This is a genomic window from Rhizobium sp. R693 (assembly GCF_002211315.1).
Lineage (GTDB): Bacteria > Pseudomonadota > Alphaproteobacteria > Rhizobiales > Rhizobiaceae > Rhizobium.
On sequence record NZ_LOKY01000049.1, the window covers coordinates 144,264 to 157,924 of the forward strand.

Here is a 13,661-nt window from a genome sequence, read left to right on the forward strand (position 1 = left end):
GACCGGGGAAAATGCGGAGCTTTATGTCGATGGCGCTGCCGGTCGTGACGCTCAGCAGAAATGTCGATCGAATATAAGTGTGGGTTGTTTCGCCGCTTCCGGACATGCTATTGCGCGTGCCGTCGAGCGGGAAGCTAAAGGATGCAATCTCGTTGAGATATCCTCCGGGTTCGTCCGCCTGAATGAGTGGGAGATTGAAGCCGTTCACGCCGCTGGTCGAGCCGCCGCTGAGTTGAGCCTCGCCCGATATGGTCCAGTGGCTACCTGGTTCGACTTCGCGGTTTGCGGCTATGGAGCCATATATCTGTCGTCCGACATCCGTGAACGTGGCGGTCGCTGTTCCATGAATGCGAACGTCGCCGTAGGGGAGCCCGGCGTCGTCGATGCCCGAGGGCTACCAACTCGTGAGCCAGTCCGTTGATGACACCGGCGTCAAAGGAAGCCATCCAGTCGCGGGTACGCGGAAACAGGTTCTTGGATTCGGGACCCTGCACCGCGAGCAGCAACGGCTTGCCTCCCTGACGAGCGGCGATCTGGGTGGACGTCTGGCCACCCATGCCGCGATTGAGGATAATACGAGGCGGGTCGAACAAAGAGGCCGCCAACGCGGGGTAGGAGTGGTAGGGGGACGATGCGCCGGCGCCCGCTGTCAGGCTATCTCCGAAGGCGACAGCGGAACGTTGTTTCGGCATGGCGCGATGCGCTGGCTGAATTGGACTGACACTGAGACCGAGAAACATGAAAGGCTCCACAGCGATGAATGGGAATGTGATCCTATTTCGATTGGAGCAAGCGGGGAAAATCAGCCGGGTAGCCAAACCCATTTGCCGAAACTAGCCATGGCGGCTTGCGGCAATCGGGCCGCTCAGGCGGTTCGTTCGGAACGGGAGGTGCGGTCGTTGTTCTTGCCCGGCTGTGACCATTGGACGAGATGGTATAAGATCGACTGCAACGGCGACAGCCTAACAACCGGTGTCACGCCATTGCGGAATATGCGTTGTTTCGATCAATCGCGACCCATCGGCTGAGCGTTGCGAAATCAGAGACCAAAGAGCGGAGTTTCGAAATTGAGTGTTGCCTTCGTCAAAGAGGAAAGTGCCGAAGCTGCTTCGGAGACACTTTTGCCTGACCGTCCAATTTCGTCGCATCCGAACCTCGTTACGGAAGCGGGCCTGAAGGCTCTGGAATTGCAACTGCAGCAAGCGCGCGAGGCCTATGATGCCGCGAGCACGATCGAAGATGTAAATGAGCGGCGGCGGCAAGCAGCGAACCCGTTACGGGATCTACGCTACTTTACTACGCGCGTCCGCACGGCGCAGGTTATGCCTGATCCGATTTCATTTGATACCGTTGCCTTTGGAAGCACCGTGACCTTCAGCCGGGACGACGGGCGCGTGCAGACATATCGGGTCGTGGGAGAGGATGAAGCCGATCCCAAAGCCGGATCGATTTCCTTTGTATCTCCGGTGGCGAGAACTCTCATCGGCAAGACGATCGGAGATGTCGTCAGTCTCGGTGGTCAAGAGCTTGAGGTCATCGCCATCGCGTAGATGCGAACATGACGCTCGTACGATTTTCGAGCAGCTTAAGCTTCTCTGAACTCTGAAGCTGGGCGCATCTTCATGTTCTCTTAAGTAATTATCTTGAGATTGTAATCTCCCTGTTCCATGATGGTTGCGATGCGAAGAATTTTCGGGTCGTGCTTCATGACGATCGCTGCAGATCGCCTTAGCCGTGAACATGTTTCTTCGCCGTCGGTTGGTTTACGGCTGTTAGACTTTGATCTTTATTTGTCCCGCAAGTGCGAACTTGCGGTCGATCTGATTTAGGGACGTTGCATGAATTCGGAGTTTGCCGTTCGCCCGATGCGACCCGGTGAGTTAGAGCTAGTGCTCGAGTGGGCACGTCAGGAGGGATGGAATCCCGGCCTCGACGACTCGGTTGCTTTCCACGATGCGGACCCGTCCGGATTTTTCGTTGGCGTGCTAGGGGAGGTGCCGGTCGCCTCGATTTCCGTCGTCAAATATGGCGAAGATTTCGCTTTCCTGGGGCTTTATATCGTCCATCCCGATTTTCGGGGTAAGGGCTATGGCAGGGCCATCTGGAATGCCGGCGTGGCGTCCGCGGAAGGCCGCAGCATTGGGCTGGACGGTGTCCCCGCGCAGCAGGACAATTACCGCAAGGCCGGCTTCGAAGAGGCTTACCGGACGGTTCGCTACGGCGGCGTGATATCGGCCGTGCCTGGGTCAACACTGGCCGCTCAGGCTGTATCGGATAAACTCGACGGATTGCTGCGCTACGACGCAACGATCTTTCCCGCACCGCGGCCGGCGTTTGTGGCGTCATGGTGTGCGGCGCGCAGGGACCGGCATTCGGCGGTGGTGCGCAAGAGCGGCAAGATTCGTGGGTACGGAACTATCCGTCGTTGTTACGACGGCTACAAGATCGGTCCGCTGTTTGCCGCCGACAGGGATAGCGCTGGAGCCTTGCTTTCAGCCCTCACGCCACACGCCAAAGGGGCCAAGGTCTTCATTGACATTCCGACCAGCAATGGCGAGGCGGTTGAGCTTGCCGAGAGCATGGGCTTGGCGCCGGTCTTCGAAACGGCGCGGATGTATCGGGGAACAGCGCCCGTCGTTCCGCTGAAGAATATCTTCGGCGTCACGACGCTGGAACTCGGCTAGTCCATAGGCGAGGCGGGGGCGGTTGAGGCGGCCTTTTGGGGGCGACCTTTTTCGGCGATGGCAATGCCGCCCAAGGCGAGCGAAAGCGCAATCAAATGGAAAGGCTGAAGGCGCTCGCCAAGCAGCGCTACGGATAACAGCGTTCCGAACACCGGCACAAGGTTGATGAAGAGCCCGGCGCGATTTGCGCCGATTGCCTCGACGCCCTTGATATAGAGGATCTGCGCAAGCAAGGAGGCGAAGATTGCTGTGTAGAAGGCAATCAGCCAGCCCTTGTTGTCAGGTAGCCGAACAGCGCCCTGTGTGCTCTCCCAAACAAGAAGCGGCACTGCGGTCAGCGTCGCACCGAGCGCGGGGATAGCCATCAGGGTGCGCCAATCGAGCCGCGGCTTCCAGCGCAGGAAGATGGTGTAGACCGAGTAGGCGGCGACAGCGATCAGCATCAGGCCGTCGCCGTGGTTGAGGCCAAGTTGCAGCAGGGTTGTCAGGTCGCCATGCGCTGCGGTCAATGCGACGCCGCCTAGTGTCATGGCGAAGCCGACGATTTGCGCGGCAGAAACGCCTGTGCGGAAGAAGACGAAATTCAAGAGGAAGATCAGCATCGGAATGCCGGCCTGCTCGATCGCAACATTGATCACGGTCGTATACTTGACGGCCGAGTAAAGCATCGCGTTGAAAAGCGTGTAGCCGATGACGCCGTAAAAGAAGAGCAGCGGCAGATTCCTGCGGACGATCGGCCAGTCGCGTTTCAACTGCGGGACCGAAACGGCGGCTATGAGCGCTGTCGCAAGGAACCAGCGCAGAAACGTCAGCATCATCGGGCTAACGTGACCAAGCGCGAGCTTGCCCGCCACCGCGTTTCCGCCCCAGCAGAGTGCTGCGACGACGAGAGAAATATAGGCGGCGACCTGCACAGGCGATTCTTCCAGATGACGGCGATGCGGTTCTCAACCTCAGAGTATGATTGGCCAATAGCCCGATGATGGCTGATTTGTCACGTAAAAAGCCGATTCCGGCGGCACAACAGGGTCGCTTTCCCCGTGACAAAGCTTTATAGATGCGCGGGTTTGAGAAGGGTGCGGTTAAATCCGCCTTTAACAGGAAGACGTGAATGACGAACGTAGTCGTGGTCGGTTCGCAATGGGGTGACGAAGGCAAGGGCAAGATTGTCGATTGGCTTTCGGAACGTGCGGACATCGTTGTGCGCTATCAGGGCGGACACAATGCAGGCCATACGCTGGTTATCGACGGAACCAGCTACAAGCTGTCGCTTTTGCCATCCGGCGTCGTGCGTCCCGGCAAGATGGCCGTGATCGGCAACGGCGTCGTCGTCGATCCGCATGCGCTGATCGCCGAGATCGAGAAGCTGGAGAAGCAGGGCGTAAAAATCTCTCCCGAGAACCTGCGCATTGCCGACAACGCAACGCTTATTCTTTCGCTGCACCGCGAGCTCGACGCCTACCGCGAAGACGCCGCGTCCAACAGCGGTACGAAAATCGGCACCACGCGCCGCGGCATTGGTCCGGCCTATGAAGACAAGGTCGGCCGCCGCGCCATCCGCGTGATGGATCTCGCTGATCTGGACACGCTGCCTGGTAAGGTCGACCGTATTCTGACGCATCACAATGCATTGCGTCGCGGCCTTGGCGTCGTCGAGGTCAGCCACGACACGATCATGACCGAACTGACGTCGATCGCCGATCGCGTGCTTCCCTACCGCGATACCGTTTGGCTTTTCCTTGACAAGGAGCGCCGCAAGGGCGCCCGCATTCTGTTCGAAGGCGCGCAGGGAAGCCTGCTCGACATCGACCATGGCACGTACCCGTTCGTAACATCTTCGAACACGGTTGCCGGTCAGGCTGCGGCCGGTTCGGGCATGGGCCCAGGATCGCTCGGCTATATCCTCGGCATCACAAAGGCCTACACGACGCGCGTTGGCGAGGGGCCGTTCCCGACCGAGCTGCATGATGACATTGGCCAGTTCCTCGGTGAAAAGGGCCACGAATTCGGCACGGTAACCGGCCGTAAGCGTCGCTGCGGCTGGTTCGATGCGGCGCTGGTGCGCCAGTCGGTTGCAACCAACGGCATTACCGGGATCGCGTTGACGAAGCTCGATGTTCTCGACGGCCTGGACGAATTGAAGATCTGCGTCGGCTACAAGCTCGACGGTGAAGAAATCGATCATCTTCCGGCCAGCCAGGGCGCGCAGGCACGCGTTGAGCCGATCTATGTTACACTTGAAGGCTGGAAGGAATCGACTGTCGGCGCGCGCAGCTGGGCCGATCTGCCGGCCCAGGCAATCAAGTATGTCCGCCAGGTCGAAGAGTTGATCGGGGCGCCTGTCGCTCTCTTGTCTACAAGTCCTGAGCGAGACGACACGATACTTGTGACCGATCCGTTTGAGGACTAAGGTCGTGGGTCATTATTTGTGCGGTTCGCAGGGCGAGCCGCACTCTTAGAGAAAGTACGAATGGCGGATTTTATCGCAGTTATCCGGCGGGCGGTTGACGGCCTGTCTGAAAATACTCCCGAGATGCGGGTGAAAGTCTACGAGCGTGCTCGCGGTGCTGTTCAGCGGCAGCTCGAGAATATGAAGCCGCGCCCACCGGAAGCGATGTTGCAACGGCAGCTTGAAAAGCTCGAAGCTGCAATCCGCGAAGTCGAAGCGGAACATGCCGAAGCCGTTCCGGTCGATGGTGCCTCGCTCGCAGATGAGACTGCCGTTGGGTCAAGCGTCGATGCCGCCCCTGAGCCGGAAGCTGCCGCGCCTGAATCGCTTGCCGACGAAGCCGTAGTCGAGGAGCCGTTGCATGCGACGCCGGTCCACGAAGATCACGTGGAAGCCGAAGAATTGGCAGCACCTGGCTACGAAGAGCCGGCCGACGAGCCTGCGCCTCACTATGAGGAACCTGTCGCTGCCGAGCCGGAGCATACGGCGCAGCAGGAGGAACCTTGGGCGAATGAGGAGCAGGCGGCTCCCGTCGAGGAAGCCGAGCCTGTAGAGCATTGGCAGGCTGCTCATTCCGAAGAGGTTGTCTACGAGGATCGGCGCGGTCAAGAAGAGCATGTTGTCGCGCCCGAGGAGCCGCTGCTCGAACCGGTCGAGCCAACCTATGCTGAATCGGCGCAGCCGATTGCGCGTGACTACGATCTGACCAACCGTCTGGTCGAACCGGTCCTTGGGCTGGACCGTCCTCCGGAGGAATTCGTGGATCGCAGCCAGGAGGAGCCGCTCCAGGCAGATGCCGCCGGGCATTTCGATCCGGTGTGGGCAGAGCCCGTGGAGGAAACACCGGCGCCTCCCGCCAAGGATGCGCAGACGGATTGGGCACTCGAGGAACTCAGGCAGTTTTCGGAAGCAGCGCCAGTTGCTCCCGCAAATGAAGCGGCACGTGCGTTCGAAGACGTCATCGCAGGGATCGACCATACGCCAGGCGGCGTGAAGATGCCCGCCGCGAATGAGGGCTTCTCCTGGGAGTCCGCGGCCTTCGACGACTTGCCGCCGATTGAAAGCGGCAAGAAGGTTCCGATCAACGCCCATTTTGACGACGGCGATCTCTTCTCGGAAATTCATGGGGCGCCGGCAGCAAAATCTGCCTCGGAAACCAATCCGGCCTGGCAGGAGGCAAAGCCACTTCGCGGATACGACAATCGTGGCGTCGTTGCCGAGGATGATGACGGCATTCCGGCGGCCGATCTTGACAGTGCGGTTGCTGCCAAGTTCCAGGGCAAAAACCTCCGTATGGAGCCGAAGCGCCGCCGTTTTGGCATCGGCTCCATCGTTACGATTCTCATTGCGCTGGGCGTGGTCGGTGGTGGCGGATATGCCGCCTGGACCAATAAGGACGCGCTGTCGTCAATGGTGAAGAACCTCGTGAGCGCGGCTCCTTCGCAGGGCACGAAGAACGAGCAGACGCCCACCAAGCCCGGTGCGACAACGCCGCAGACCAGCGAGGCAAAGCCGGCTGAGGCAAACAAGGAAGTTGCTTCCTTGAATGATGGCGCTTCCGTCAACAACAAGTTCAACCAGCGGCTTCTTGTCGATGGTACAGAGGTGGACAGCGGCCCCGCTTCCGTTCCGGGAACGCCGACGGCCGAAGGAAAGTCGGTAGCCGAGCAGAACGTTGCAGCGGCGGATACGACCCCGCCAGTGACCTCGACGACGCCCGCAACGAATGCCCCGCCTGCGACTGCGCCAGCGGCGCCTGGAGCTACGCAAGCTGCGCCGGTAGGTTCCACCGAGAAGATGTTCCTATACGAGGAGCGGATCGGTCAGAGTTCGCCGACCGCCATCCAGGGGTCCGTCGTCTGGAGTCTCCAGCACGAGGCAGGTTCCGACGGCAGGCAGGAAGCGACGGTACAGGCGACTGTAACCGTTCCGGAACGCAATCTGTCGGCACAGCTGACGTTCAAGCGCAACTCCGATCCGTCGCTGCCGGCCAGCCATATCGTCGAGGTGGTCTTCTCGCTGCCGCCGAATTTTGAAGGCGGCGCCATCGAAAGCGTTCAGCGTATTTCGATGAAGCGCACCGAACAGGATCGCGGCGACGCCCTGATTGCTGTGCCTGCAAAGATTACCGACGATTTCCACATGATCGCCCTTAACGACTATCCGGACGCGCGCAAGGCGAACCTCGATCTCCTTTCAAGCCGCGACTGGATCGATATTCCGATCACGTATCGCAACGGTCGCCGTGCACTTCTGACAATGCAGAAGGGCACTACGGGCGCTGAGGCGTTCAACGCCGCGATTAAGGAATGGGCCGCTTTCGGCGATGTATCGACCAGTCAGTAGGCGACTATCGAATCGACAAAAAGAAAGGGCGGGACCAAATGGTCCCGCCCTTTCTGTTTAAACTACGATCGAGCGTTACGCCGTCGCTTCCACCACCCGAACGGCCTTGGCGCGTTCGAGAGCTTCCTTGCGAACGGCGTCCTGAACCTTCTCGAATGCGCGGACTTCGATCTGACGAACGCGCTCGCGGCTGATGTCGAACTCCGACGAGAGGTCTTCCAGCGTTACCGGATCTTCAGCGAGACGACGCGCCTCGAAGATACGGCGTTCACGGTCGTTCAGAACGCTCATCGCCTTCGCCAGCATACGGCGACGGGTGTCGAGTTCGTCCTGCTCGATCAGAACCTCTTCCTGACTGTCATGGTCGTCGACGAGCCAATCCTGCCATTGGCCGGACTCGCCTTCCGAGGCCTTGATCGGTGCGTTCAGCGACGCGTCGCCCGACAGGCGGCGGTTCATCGAGACGACCTCCTCCTCGGAGACGTTCAGCTTGGTGGCAATCTCAGCGACGTGTTCCGGCTTCAAGTCACCGTCGTCAATGGCCTGGATACGGCCCTTGAGGCGACGCAGATTGAAGAACAGTCGCTTCTGATTGGCGGTCGTACCCATCTTCACCAGGGACCAGGAACGCAGGATGTATTCCTGGATCGAGGCCTTGATCCACCACATGGCATAGGTGGCAAGACGGAAACCGCGTTCCGGATCGAACTTCTTGACGGCCTGCATCAGGCCGACGTTCCCTTCGGAGACGACTTCGCCGATCGGCAAGCCATAGCCGCGATAGCCCATCGCGATCTTCGCAACGAGGCGCAGGTGGCTGGTGACGAGTTTGTGTGCGGCTTCGCGATCGCCGTGTTCCGCATAGCGCTTCGCGAGCATATATTCCTGCTGCGGCTCCAGCATCGGGAACTTGCGAATCTCGTCGAGATAACGATTGAGACCGGCTTCGCCGGCGGTAATGGACGGCAAGTTATTTCGGGCCATAAAAGCACCCTCCTATCTGAATTCCGGTTCCCGATGGAACGCGCCCCTGCGTCGAAAGGCAAACCGGGACGTGCGGCTTTATCCAAGCCCGCACTAAGTCAATGTACAGATAAGTATGGCGGAACAGGGGTTCAAGGCCGCACGCCCTTTCACGAAGGCGTTACTCCGGCTAGGCCCTTAGGGCGTTTGCCAGTTCCTCCATGTCCTCTGGCAGTTGCACTTCGAAGTGCATAACCTCGCCGGTGCGCGGGTGCTCGAATTGCAGCAGGTAGGCGTGGAGCGCCTGTCTTCCGAAGGCGTTCACAGTCTTCCTGGCAGCATCCGGAAGCAGGTTTGCCTTGGTTTTGAAACCTGCTCCGTAGACCGTATCGCCGAGCAGCGGGTGGCCGATATGTGCCATGTGCACGCGGATCTGATGGGTGCGGCCGGTTTCGAGGTGGCACTCGACAAGCGAGGCAAGTGATGTCGCGTCGGGGTTCTCATGGAAGCGCTCGAGAACTTCGTAGTGCGTGATTGCCTCGTCGGCATCCTGCGTTTCGGGCCGCTTCACGGCCCGGCGCGTACGGTCGCCGACGGAGCGGCCGAGCGGGGCATTGATGGTTCCGGTCAACGAGCGAGGACGGCCCCAGACGATCGCCTGGTAGGCACGCTCCAGCGGCATGGTCCGCCCGTGATCGGCAAACTGAAGCGACAGGTGGCGATGAGAGATATCGTTCTTGGCGACGACCATTACGCCCGTGGTGTCCTTGTCCAGCCGGTGGACGATGCCCGGACGACGCACGCCGCCGATGCCCGACAGACTGTCCCCGCAATGATAGATTAGCGCGTTGACGAGTGTGCCCGTCCAGTTGCCAGCCGCGGGGTGCACCACCAGGCCAGCCGGTTTGGAGATGACGATGACGTCGTCGTCTTCGTACAGAATATCGAGCGGGATATTCTCACCCTGCGGCGTCGGATCCTCAGGCTCAGGCAGCAGGATCTCAAAGGTATCGCCCGGACGCACCTTTTTCTGCGGATCGGCGACGACCTTACCGGCCACCGAGACCTGGCCTTCCTTGATCAGCACCTTCACGCGGCTGCGCGAAAACTCTTCGCCAAGCTGTGCCGTCATCCACGCGTCCAGACGGCCTTCAGCGTTCTCGTCAGCGGTGAGGACTTTTCTAATGCCGGATGCTTGTTTAAAGGGGTCGCTCAAGACGCTTCTTCTCCGAATGATTTATAGAACGGAACGCCACATATGACGAATATCCAGCCAGACGACGATCAGGACGAAAAGCCCCTTGATCCGGCGATGGAACGTGTCCGGCGCAAGATGATCCGCCTGCAGATCGTCTCAGGCATCATCATGTTCGTGAGCCTTATGGCTGTCTTCGGCGCCGTTGTCTACAAGACGATGCGGGCTCCTGCGAAGGAACCCGTGGCCGCAACATCCACGGCCGTTCCCTCCGATGCGCCGGTGCATGTGACGGCAACGCTGCCGCCGGGTTTTGTCATCCAGTCCTCGTCGCTCTCGGGAGGCCAGATCATGTTCTTCGGGGCCACAGCCAACGGAATTAAGAAGTCGCTTGTCGTCGACATCCTGTCGGGGCACATTGTTGCCGATGTGACGATTAACGGCGGCTAGGGCGATGCCTTCTCGCCTCATAGCCATCGAGAGTGCCGACGATCCGCGCATCACCGACTTTCGTGACATTCGCGAGCGCGATCTCACCGGCCGGCATAACCGCTTCATCGCGGAGGGTACGGTGGTGCTTCGGCTGCTGGCGGAGGCGAGCCGCAGCGGCAGCTTTGCTACTGAAAAAGTGCTGTTGCTCAAGAACCGTGTCGATGGCGTCGCTCCAATCCTCGAGAGGTTACCGGACAATGTGCCGGTTTATGTCGCCGAGGCGGAGGTTCTGGACCGGATCGTCGGATTTCATCTGCATCGCGGCGTGCTGGCGCTCGGCAGGCGCGAGGTGGCTGAATTCGATCTTATCGACCGACTGCCGGCGCGTTCGTTGGTTCTCGTGGGATGCGGCATTTCCAACCATGACAATGCCGGGTCCATGTTCCGCAATGCGGCCGCCTTTAAGGCGGACGGTGTCTTTCTAGACGAGACGTCGTGTGACCCGCTCTACCGGAAGGCACTGCGCGTGTCCGTCGGCTCCGTGCTCAGCGTTCCTTACGAACGGAAGGGCACGGCGCTTGACGTGCTGACACGGCTTGCGGCGAACGGCTTTTCAATCTGGACGCTTTCGCCCCGCGGCGAGACCGACATTCGGGCCATACCACCGGCGGAGCGCATGGCACTGGTTGTGGGTACAGAAGGCGAGGGGTTACCTCCCGCGGTGCTGGAGCGCTTCCGCAGCGCGCGCATCCCACAATCGCAAGGATTGGACAGCTTGAACGTGGCGACGGCAACGGGCATTGCTCTCTTCGCCATGTCATCGGCTGCAGCACTGATCTGATTTCAGCCCGGCTCGGACAAGATCGTGGCCGCGCGCTGCGCGAGGTTGATGCGCTCGCCATCCTGAGCGTCGGTGGCGTCCGGCAGAAGGTCGCGGATCGGCGAGGAGGGGCCTTCGTTGATGGCGGTCAACGCAACCATGCTTGCAGCGATGCCGGCGATCTCCTCGCGTATCGCGCCGTCGTGGCCAGAGTCGGATTTCGCTTTCAGAAGTTGTTCTGAGACGGCGGCACTGCGCTTGCGCACTTCGTCGCTCAGGCGCGCTGCAATCGCTGCGGTATCGAGTTCGGTTGTCATCGTTTCCTCTGTTGCCCGCTCCTGCGAAACCGAATCTGCGATTACAGGCGGGAGGCCTGCGCCGCGGAGCGCGCGGTTTGCTTTGCGCAGTTCAGCGTTCACGGCCTTGACCTGTTCCTTCAGCTTGGCAATTTCCTGCTGGCGGCGTCGGAGGAGTGCATCCTTGTCGGCCACCGATGCCGCATCGCGGTCCGCCTGGTCCTTGAGCCGGATGACTGCGTGCTCGTGCTGGGCGAGCGCCTGCTCCGCATCCTTCGCGCGCTTCTGCAACAGGCTCACGTCCTGGCGAAGATTGTCCCGCTCGACGCGGATCGCGTTTGCTTTGAATGTCACACTCTCGATTTCGGTCTCGCGCGCCGCCAAATCGATCTTGAGATTGTCGGTCTGCTCTGCAAGCTTGTTGAGGCGCATGCGAAGAACGTCTAGCTCGCCTTCCTTGGCGGCGCTTGCCTGCTCGGCAATGTGAAGGCTGGTCTTCAGCTGGCTGATATAGTTCTCGTCCTTGCGCAGGTGCGAGCGCTGTTCCGCAGCTTCGACACTCATGTCGCTGATTTGGGCCTGCAGCCCACCGATCTCGGCGGCAAACCGTCCCGCATCGAGCGCCAGCGCGTCATGCTTCAGTTGCAGCGCCAGCGACTTTTCGCGCTCGCGCACGAGGTCCTGTGTGGTCTTGGCATTTTCCGCGGCATAAAGGGCCCGGACCATATCCTTCTGTGCCCGCACTTCCTGCGGGCTGAGCGGCATCGTCGCGCGCATCCGATTTTCCGTGTACCAGACAATGCGGCGGTGAACAGCAGGCGACACCAGGAAAACGAGGAACGCTGCCGTCAGGAAGCCCAATCCGAACAAGAGAGCATATTCGATCACGGCGTCGCCACGGCTTCCAGGGGTTGATTTGCGTCAGGACCAATGATTAAGCGGACCTGACGCGTAGGGCAAGTGGCGGAAAGGTAACGGCGAGCGAGAGTTCGCTGGCGCGGATGGAAATCAGAAAGGATTCCAGGTTGGGTTCGGCGTCACCTTGAGGTAGCCGACATTCAGTCCGAGGCGCGCGCCGACGCCGGTGCGGATCGGCACGACAAGCACGTTATCGTTCTTGAGAAGAGTCATGCCGAAGCCAGCGATCACGAAGGCCTGACCGCTGACGCCGCCGAAGCGCGCGTATATGGCGTCTGTCGAGGGCAGGTCATAGACCAGCATCATGACTCGCGTGCCCTGACCGCCGTAATCAATGCCGAGCGACGGACCCTGCCAGTAGAGCGGATGTTCGCCAGCATTCTTTGTGTTCAACTGGCCCTCGCCGTATGTGAGGCCGGCGATGAAGGCGCCAGAGCCTTCCTGGCCGAGAATGTAGCCGTTCGGAAGGCCGTATTTCTGAAAGGCCGCTTCGATCACCTTGGCCAGCCCGCCACTCGTCGAGCCGAAAAACGAGTGCCCGGCGTCGACGATTTCCTGCATCGAATACTGGCCACCGTTGGACTGTTGCTGTGCCGTTGCCTTGGTCGGAACAAGGATGAGGGGCGAAAGGGTCAGCGCAACAAAGAGTCGGCAGATGGCGGAAAATCTTCCGAGGAAATGGGAGCGCATGGTGTCATCCGTTCATCATGGTCGGTACGATGAGCCGTTTCCGGCGTTTGATTCATTTTGCGCGTATGGTCTTAACAATCGGTTTACCAAATATGGTGTCATTATGGCGCCGAGTGCGGCCGCAAACTTCGCGCAATTTTGATGATGCAAGATAGACGGCGGAATGATCTTGCCGCCCCTGGAGACGATGATGTCGAAGAATCCAAACCTCACCCTGACCGGCCCGGACCTGGCAGCGCTTCTGTGCAGTCGCGTCTGCCATGACGTTATCTCGCCGGTCGGTGCAATCAACAACGGTCTGGAGCTTCTGGACGAGGGCGGCGCCGATGCCGACGCGATGGATCTTATCAGGACAAGCGCGCTCAACGCCTCTGTCCGTCTGAAGTTCGCCCGGCTCGCCTTTGGTGCTTCCGGATCGGTCGGGGCTTCGATCGATACCGGTGAAGCCGAACGCGCGGCAAAGGACTTCGCAGCCGCCGAGAAGAAGACCGAGGTTGTCTGGACTGGTCCGCGTGCGATCATCGCCAAGAACCGCGTCAAGTTGCTGCTCAATCTCTTCCTGGTGGCCTATTCGTCGATTCCACGCGGCGGCGTCATCGAAGTCACGCTTGAGAACCCCGAGCTTGACGCAAAATTCAAGATCGTCGCGAAGGGCAAGCTGATGCGCCTGCCGCCGAAATTCGTGGAGATTTCGACCGGGGAAATCGAGGAAGCCATCGATGCCCATTCGATCCAGCCGTATTATACGGTGCTGCTCGCTGACGAATGCGGCATGGCGCTCGGCCACGGCGCAACCACGGAAGAGCTGACATTTACCGCTGACGTTGTCGCTGTTTGATGAAGACCTCGGCCCGTTTCGGCTCGTCGA

The 13,661-nt window shown here is 60.0% G+C and carries 13 protein-coding genes; 7 read left to right on the top strand and 6 right to left on the bottom strand.

The window, feature by feature from the left end; all coding sequences use genetic code 11:
* Positions 1-260: 260 nt before the first annotated feature.
* The gene (locus tag ATY79_RS30700) at positions 261-740 is read right to left on the bottom strand and encodes an SGNH/GDSL hydrolase family protein (protein WP_141105776.1); all 480 of its coding nucleotides are present in this window, start codon (positions 738-740) and stop codon (positions 261-263) included.
* A 327-nt stretch (positions 741-1,067) separates the two neighbouring features.
* On the opposite strand from ATY79_RS30700, the gene greA reads away from it, so the two are divergent.
* Positions 1,068-1,550: a transcription elongation factor GreA gene (greA, locus tag ATY79_RS29695; RefSeq protein ID WP_088695077.1), complete on the top strand. Its 483-nt coding sequence runs from the start codon at positions 1,068-1,070 to the stop codon at positions 1,548-1,550.
* A gap of 288 nt (positions 1,551-1,838) precedes the next feature.
* Complete coding sequence (locus ATY79_RS29700) at positions 1,839-2,684, top strand: GNAT family N-acetyltransferase (RefSeq protein WP_088705755.1); 846 nt, start codon at positions 1,839-1,841, stop codon at positions 2,682-2,684.
* Here ATY79_RS29700 and ATY79_RS29705 read toward each other — a convergent pair.
* Positions 2,681-3,598 (bottom strand): DMT family transporter, encoded by a 918-nt coding sequence (locus ATY79_RS29705; RefSeq protein ID WP_088695075.1) that lies wholly within the window; start codon positions 3,596-3,598, stop codon positions 2,681-2,683. The genes ATY79_RS29700 and ATY79_RS29705 overlap by 4 nt on opposite strands.
* 197 nt (positions 3,599-3,795) lie before the next feature.
* Here ATY79_RS29705 and ATY79_RS29710 point away from each other — a divergent pair, with 197 nt between their 5' ends.
* Both ATY79_RS29710 and ATY79_RS29715 read left to right on the top strand, forming a co-directional pair.
* Complete coding sequence (locus ATY79_RS29710) at positions 3,796-5,094, top strand: adenylosuccinate synthase (RefSeq protein WP_088695074.1); 1,299 nt, start codon at positions 3,796-3,798, stop codon at positions 5,092-5,094.
* 60 nt (positions 5,095-5,154) lie between these two features.
* Entirely contained in the window at positions 5,155-7,479 is a 2,325-nt protein-coding gene (locus ATY79_RS29715) for a hypothetical protein (protein WP_088695073.1), read from the top strand.
* 75 nt (positions 7,480-7,554) lie between these two features.
* Here the strand turns inward: ATY79_RS29715 and rpoH are convergent, their stop codons facing one another.
* Together rpoH and ATY79_RS29725 are read right to left on the bottom strand one after the other, a co-directional pair.
* Positions 7,555-8,463: an RNA polymerase sigma factor RpoH gene (gene rpoH, locus ATY79_RS29720; protein ID WP_088695072.1), complete on the bottom strand. Its 909-nt coding sequence runs from the start codon at positions 8,461-8,463 to the stop codon at positions 7,555-7,557.
* Between the two features lie 169 nt (positions 8,464-8,632).
* A complete protein-coding gene (locus tag ATY79_RS29725; RefSeq protein WP_088695071.1) occupies positions 8,633-9,658 on the bottom strand; it encodes an RluA family pseudouridine synthase in 1,026 nt (341 codons plus the stop codon).
* Between the two features lie 42 nt (positions 9,659-9,700).
* On the opposite strand from ATY79_RS29725, the gene ATY79_RS29730 reads away from it, so the two are divergent.
* Both ATY79_RS29730 and ATY79_RS29735 read left to right on the top strand, forming a co-directional pair.
* Positions 9,701-10,087, top strand: a complete 387-nt coding sequence (locus ATY79_RS29730) for a hypothetical protein (RefSeq protein ID WP_088695070.1) — start codon at positions 9,701-9,703, stop codon at positions 10,085-10,087.
* A 4-nt stretch (positions 10,088-10,091) separates the two neighbouring features.
* The gene (locus tag ATY79_RS29735; RefSeq protein ID WP_088705756.1) at positions 10,092-10,910 is read left to right on the top strand and encodes an RNA methyltransferase; all 819 of its coding nucleotides are present in this window, start codon (positions 10,092-10,094) and stop codon (positions 10,908-10,910) included.
* A gap of 2 nt (positions 10,911-10,912) precedes the next feature.
* On the opposite strand, the gene ATY79_RS29740 is transcribed toward ATY79_RS29735, so the two are convergent.
* Positions 10,913-12,073: a hypothetical protein gene (locus ATY79_RS29740; protein WP_088695068.1), complete on the bottom strand. Its 1,161-nt coding sequence runs from the start codon at positions 12,071-12,073 to the stop codon at positions 10,913-10,915.
* 120 nt (positions 12,074-12,193) lie between these two features.
* Positions 12,194-12,793 carry an EipA family protein gene (locus ATY79_RS29745; RefSeq protein WP_088695067.1) on the bottom strand — a complete coding sequence of 200 codons (600 nt, stop codon included), beginning with the start codon at positions 12,791-12,793 and terminating at the stop codon, positions 12,194-12,196.
* A 190-nt stretch (positions 12,794-12,983) separates the two neighbouring features.
* On the opposite strand from ATY79_RS29745, the gene ATY79_RS29750 reads away from it, so the two are divergent.
* Positions 12,984-13,631, top strand: coding sequence for a histidine phosphotransferase family protein (locus tag ATY79_RS29750; RefSeq protein WP_088695197.1), 648 nt, complete (start codon positions 12,984-12,986; stop codon positions 13,629-13,631).
* The last annotated feature ends 30 nt before the right edge of the window (positions 13,632-13,661 follow it).

Coding starts and splice junctions, on each gene's coding strand:
- ATY79_RS29745 (WP_088695067.1), bottom strand. CDS start 12,793: ATGCGCTCCCATTTCCTCGGAAGATTTTCCGCCATCTGCCGACTCTTT.
- ATY79_RS29715 (WP_088695073.1), top strand. CDS start 5,155: ATGGCGGATTTTATCGCAGTTATCCGGCGGGCGGTTGACGGCCTGTCT.
- ATY79_RS30700 (WP_141105776.1), bottom strand. CDS start 740: ATGTTTCTCGGTCTCAGTGTCAGTCCAATTCAGCCAGCGCATCGCGCC.
- rpoH (WP_088695072.1), bottom strand. CDS start 8,463: ATGGCCCGAAATAACTTGCCGTCCATTACCGCCGGCGAAGCCGGTCTC.
- ATY79_RS29700 (WP_088705755.1), top strand. CDS start 1,839: ATGAATTCGGAGTTTGCCGTTCGCCCGATGCGACCCGGTGAGTTAGAG.
- ATY79_RS29750 (WP_088695197.1), top strand. CDS start 12,984: ATGTCGAAGAATCCAAACCTCACCCTGACCGGCCCGGACCTGGCAGCG.
- ATY79_RS29730 (WP_088695070.1), top strand. CDS start 9,701: ATGACGAATATCCAGCCAGACGACGATCAGGACGAAAAGCCCCTTGAT.
- ATY79_RS29710 (WP_088695074.1), top strand. CDS start 3,796: ATGACGAACGTAGTCGTGGTCGGTTCGCAATGGGGTGACGAAGGCAAG.
- ATY79_RS29735 (WP_088705756.1), top strand. CDS start 10,092: ATGCCTTCTCGCCTCATAGCCATCGAGAGTGCCGACGATCCGCGCATC.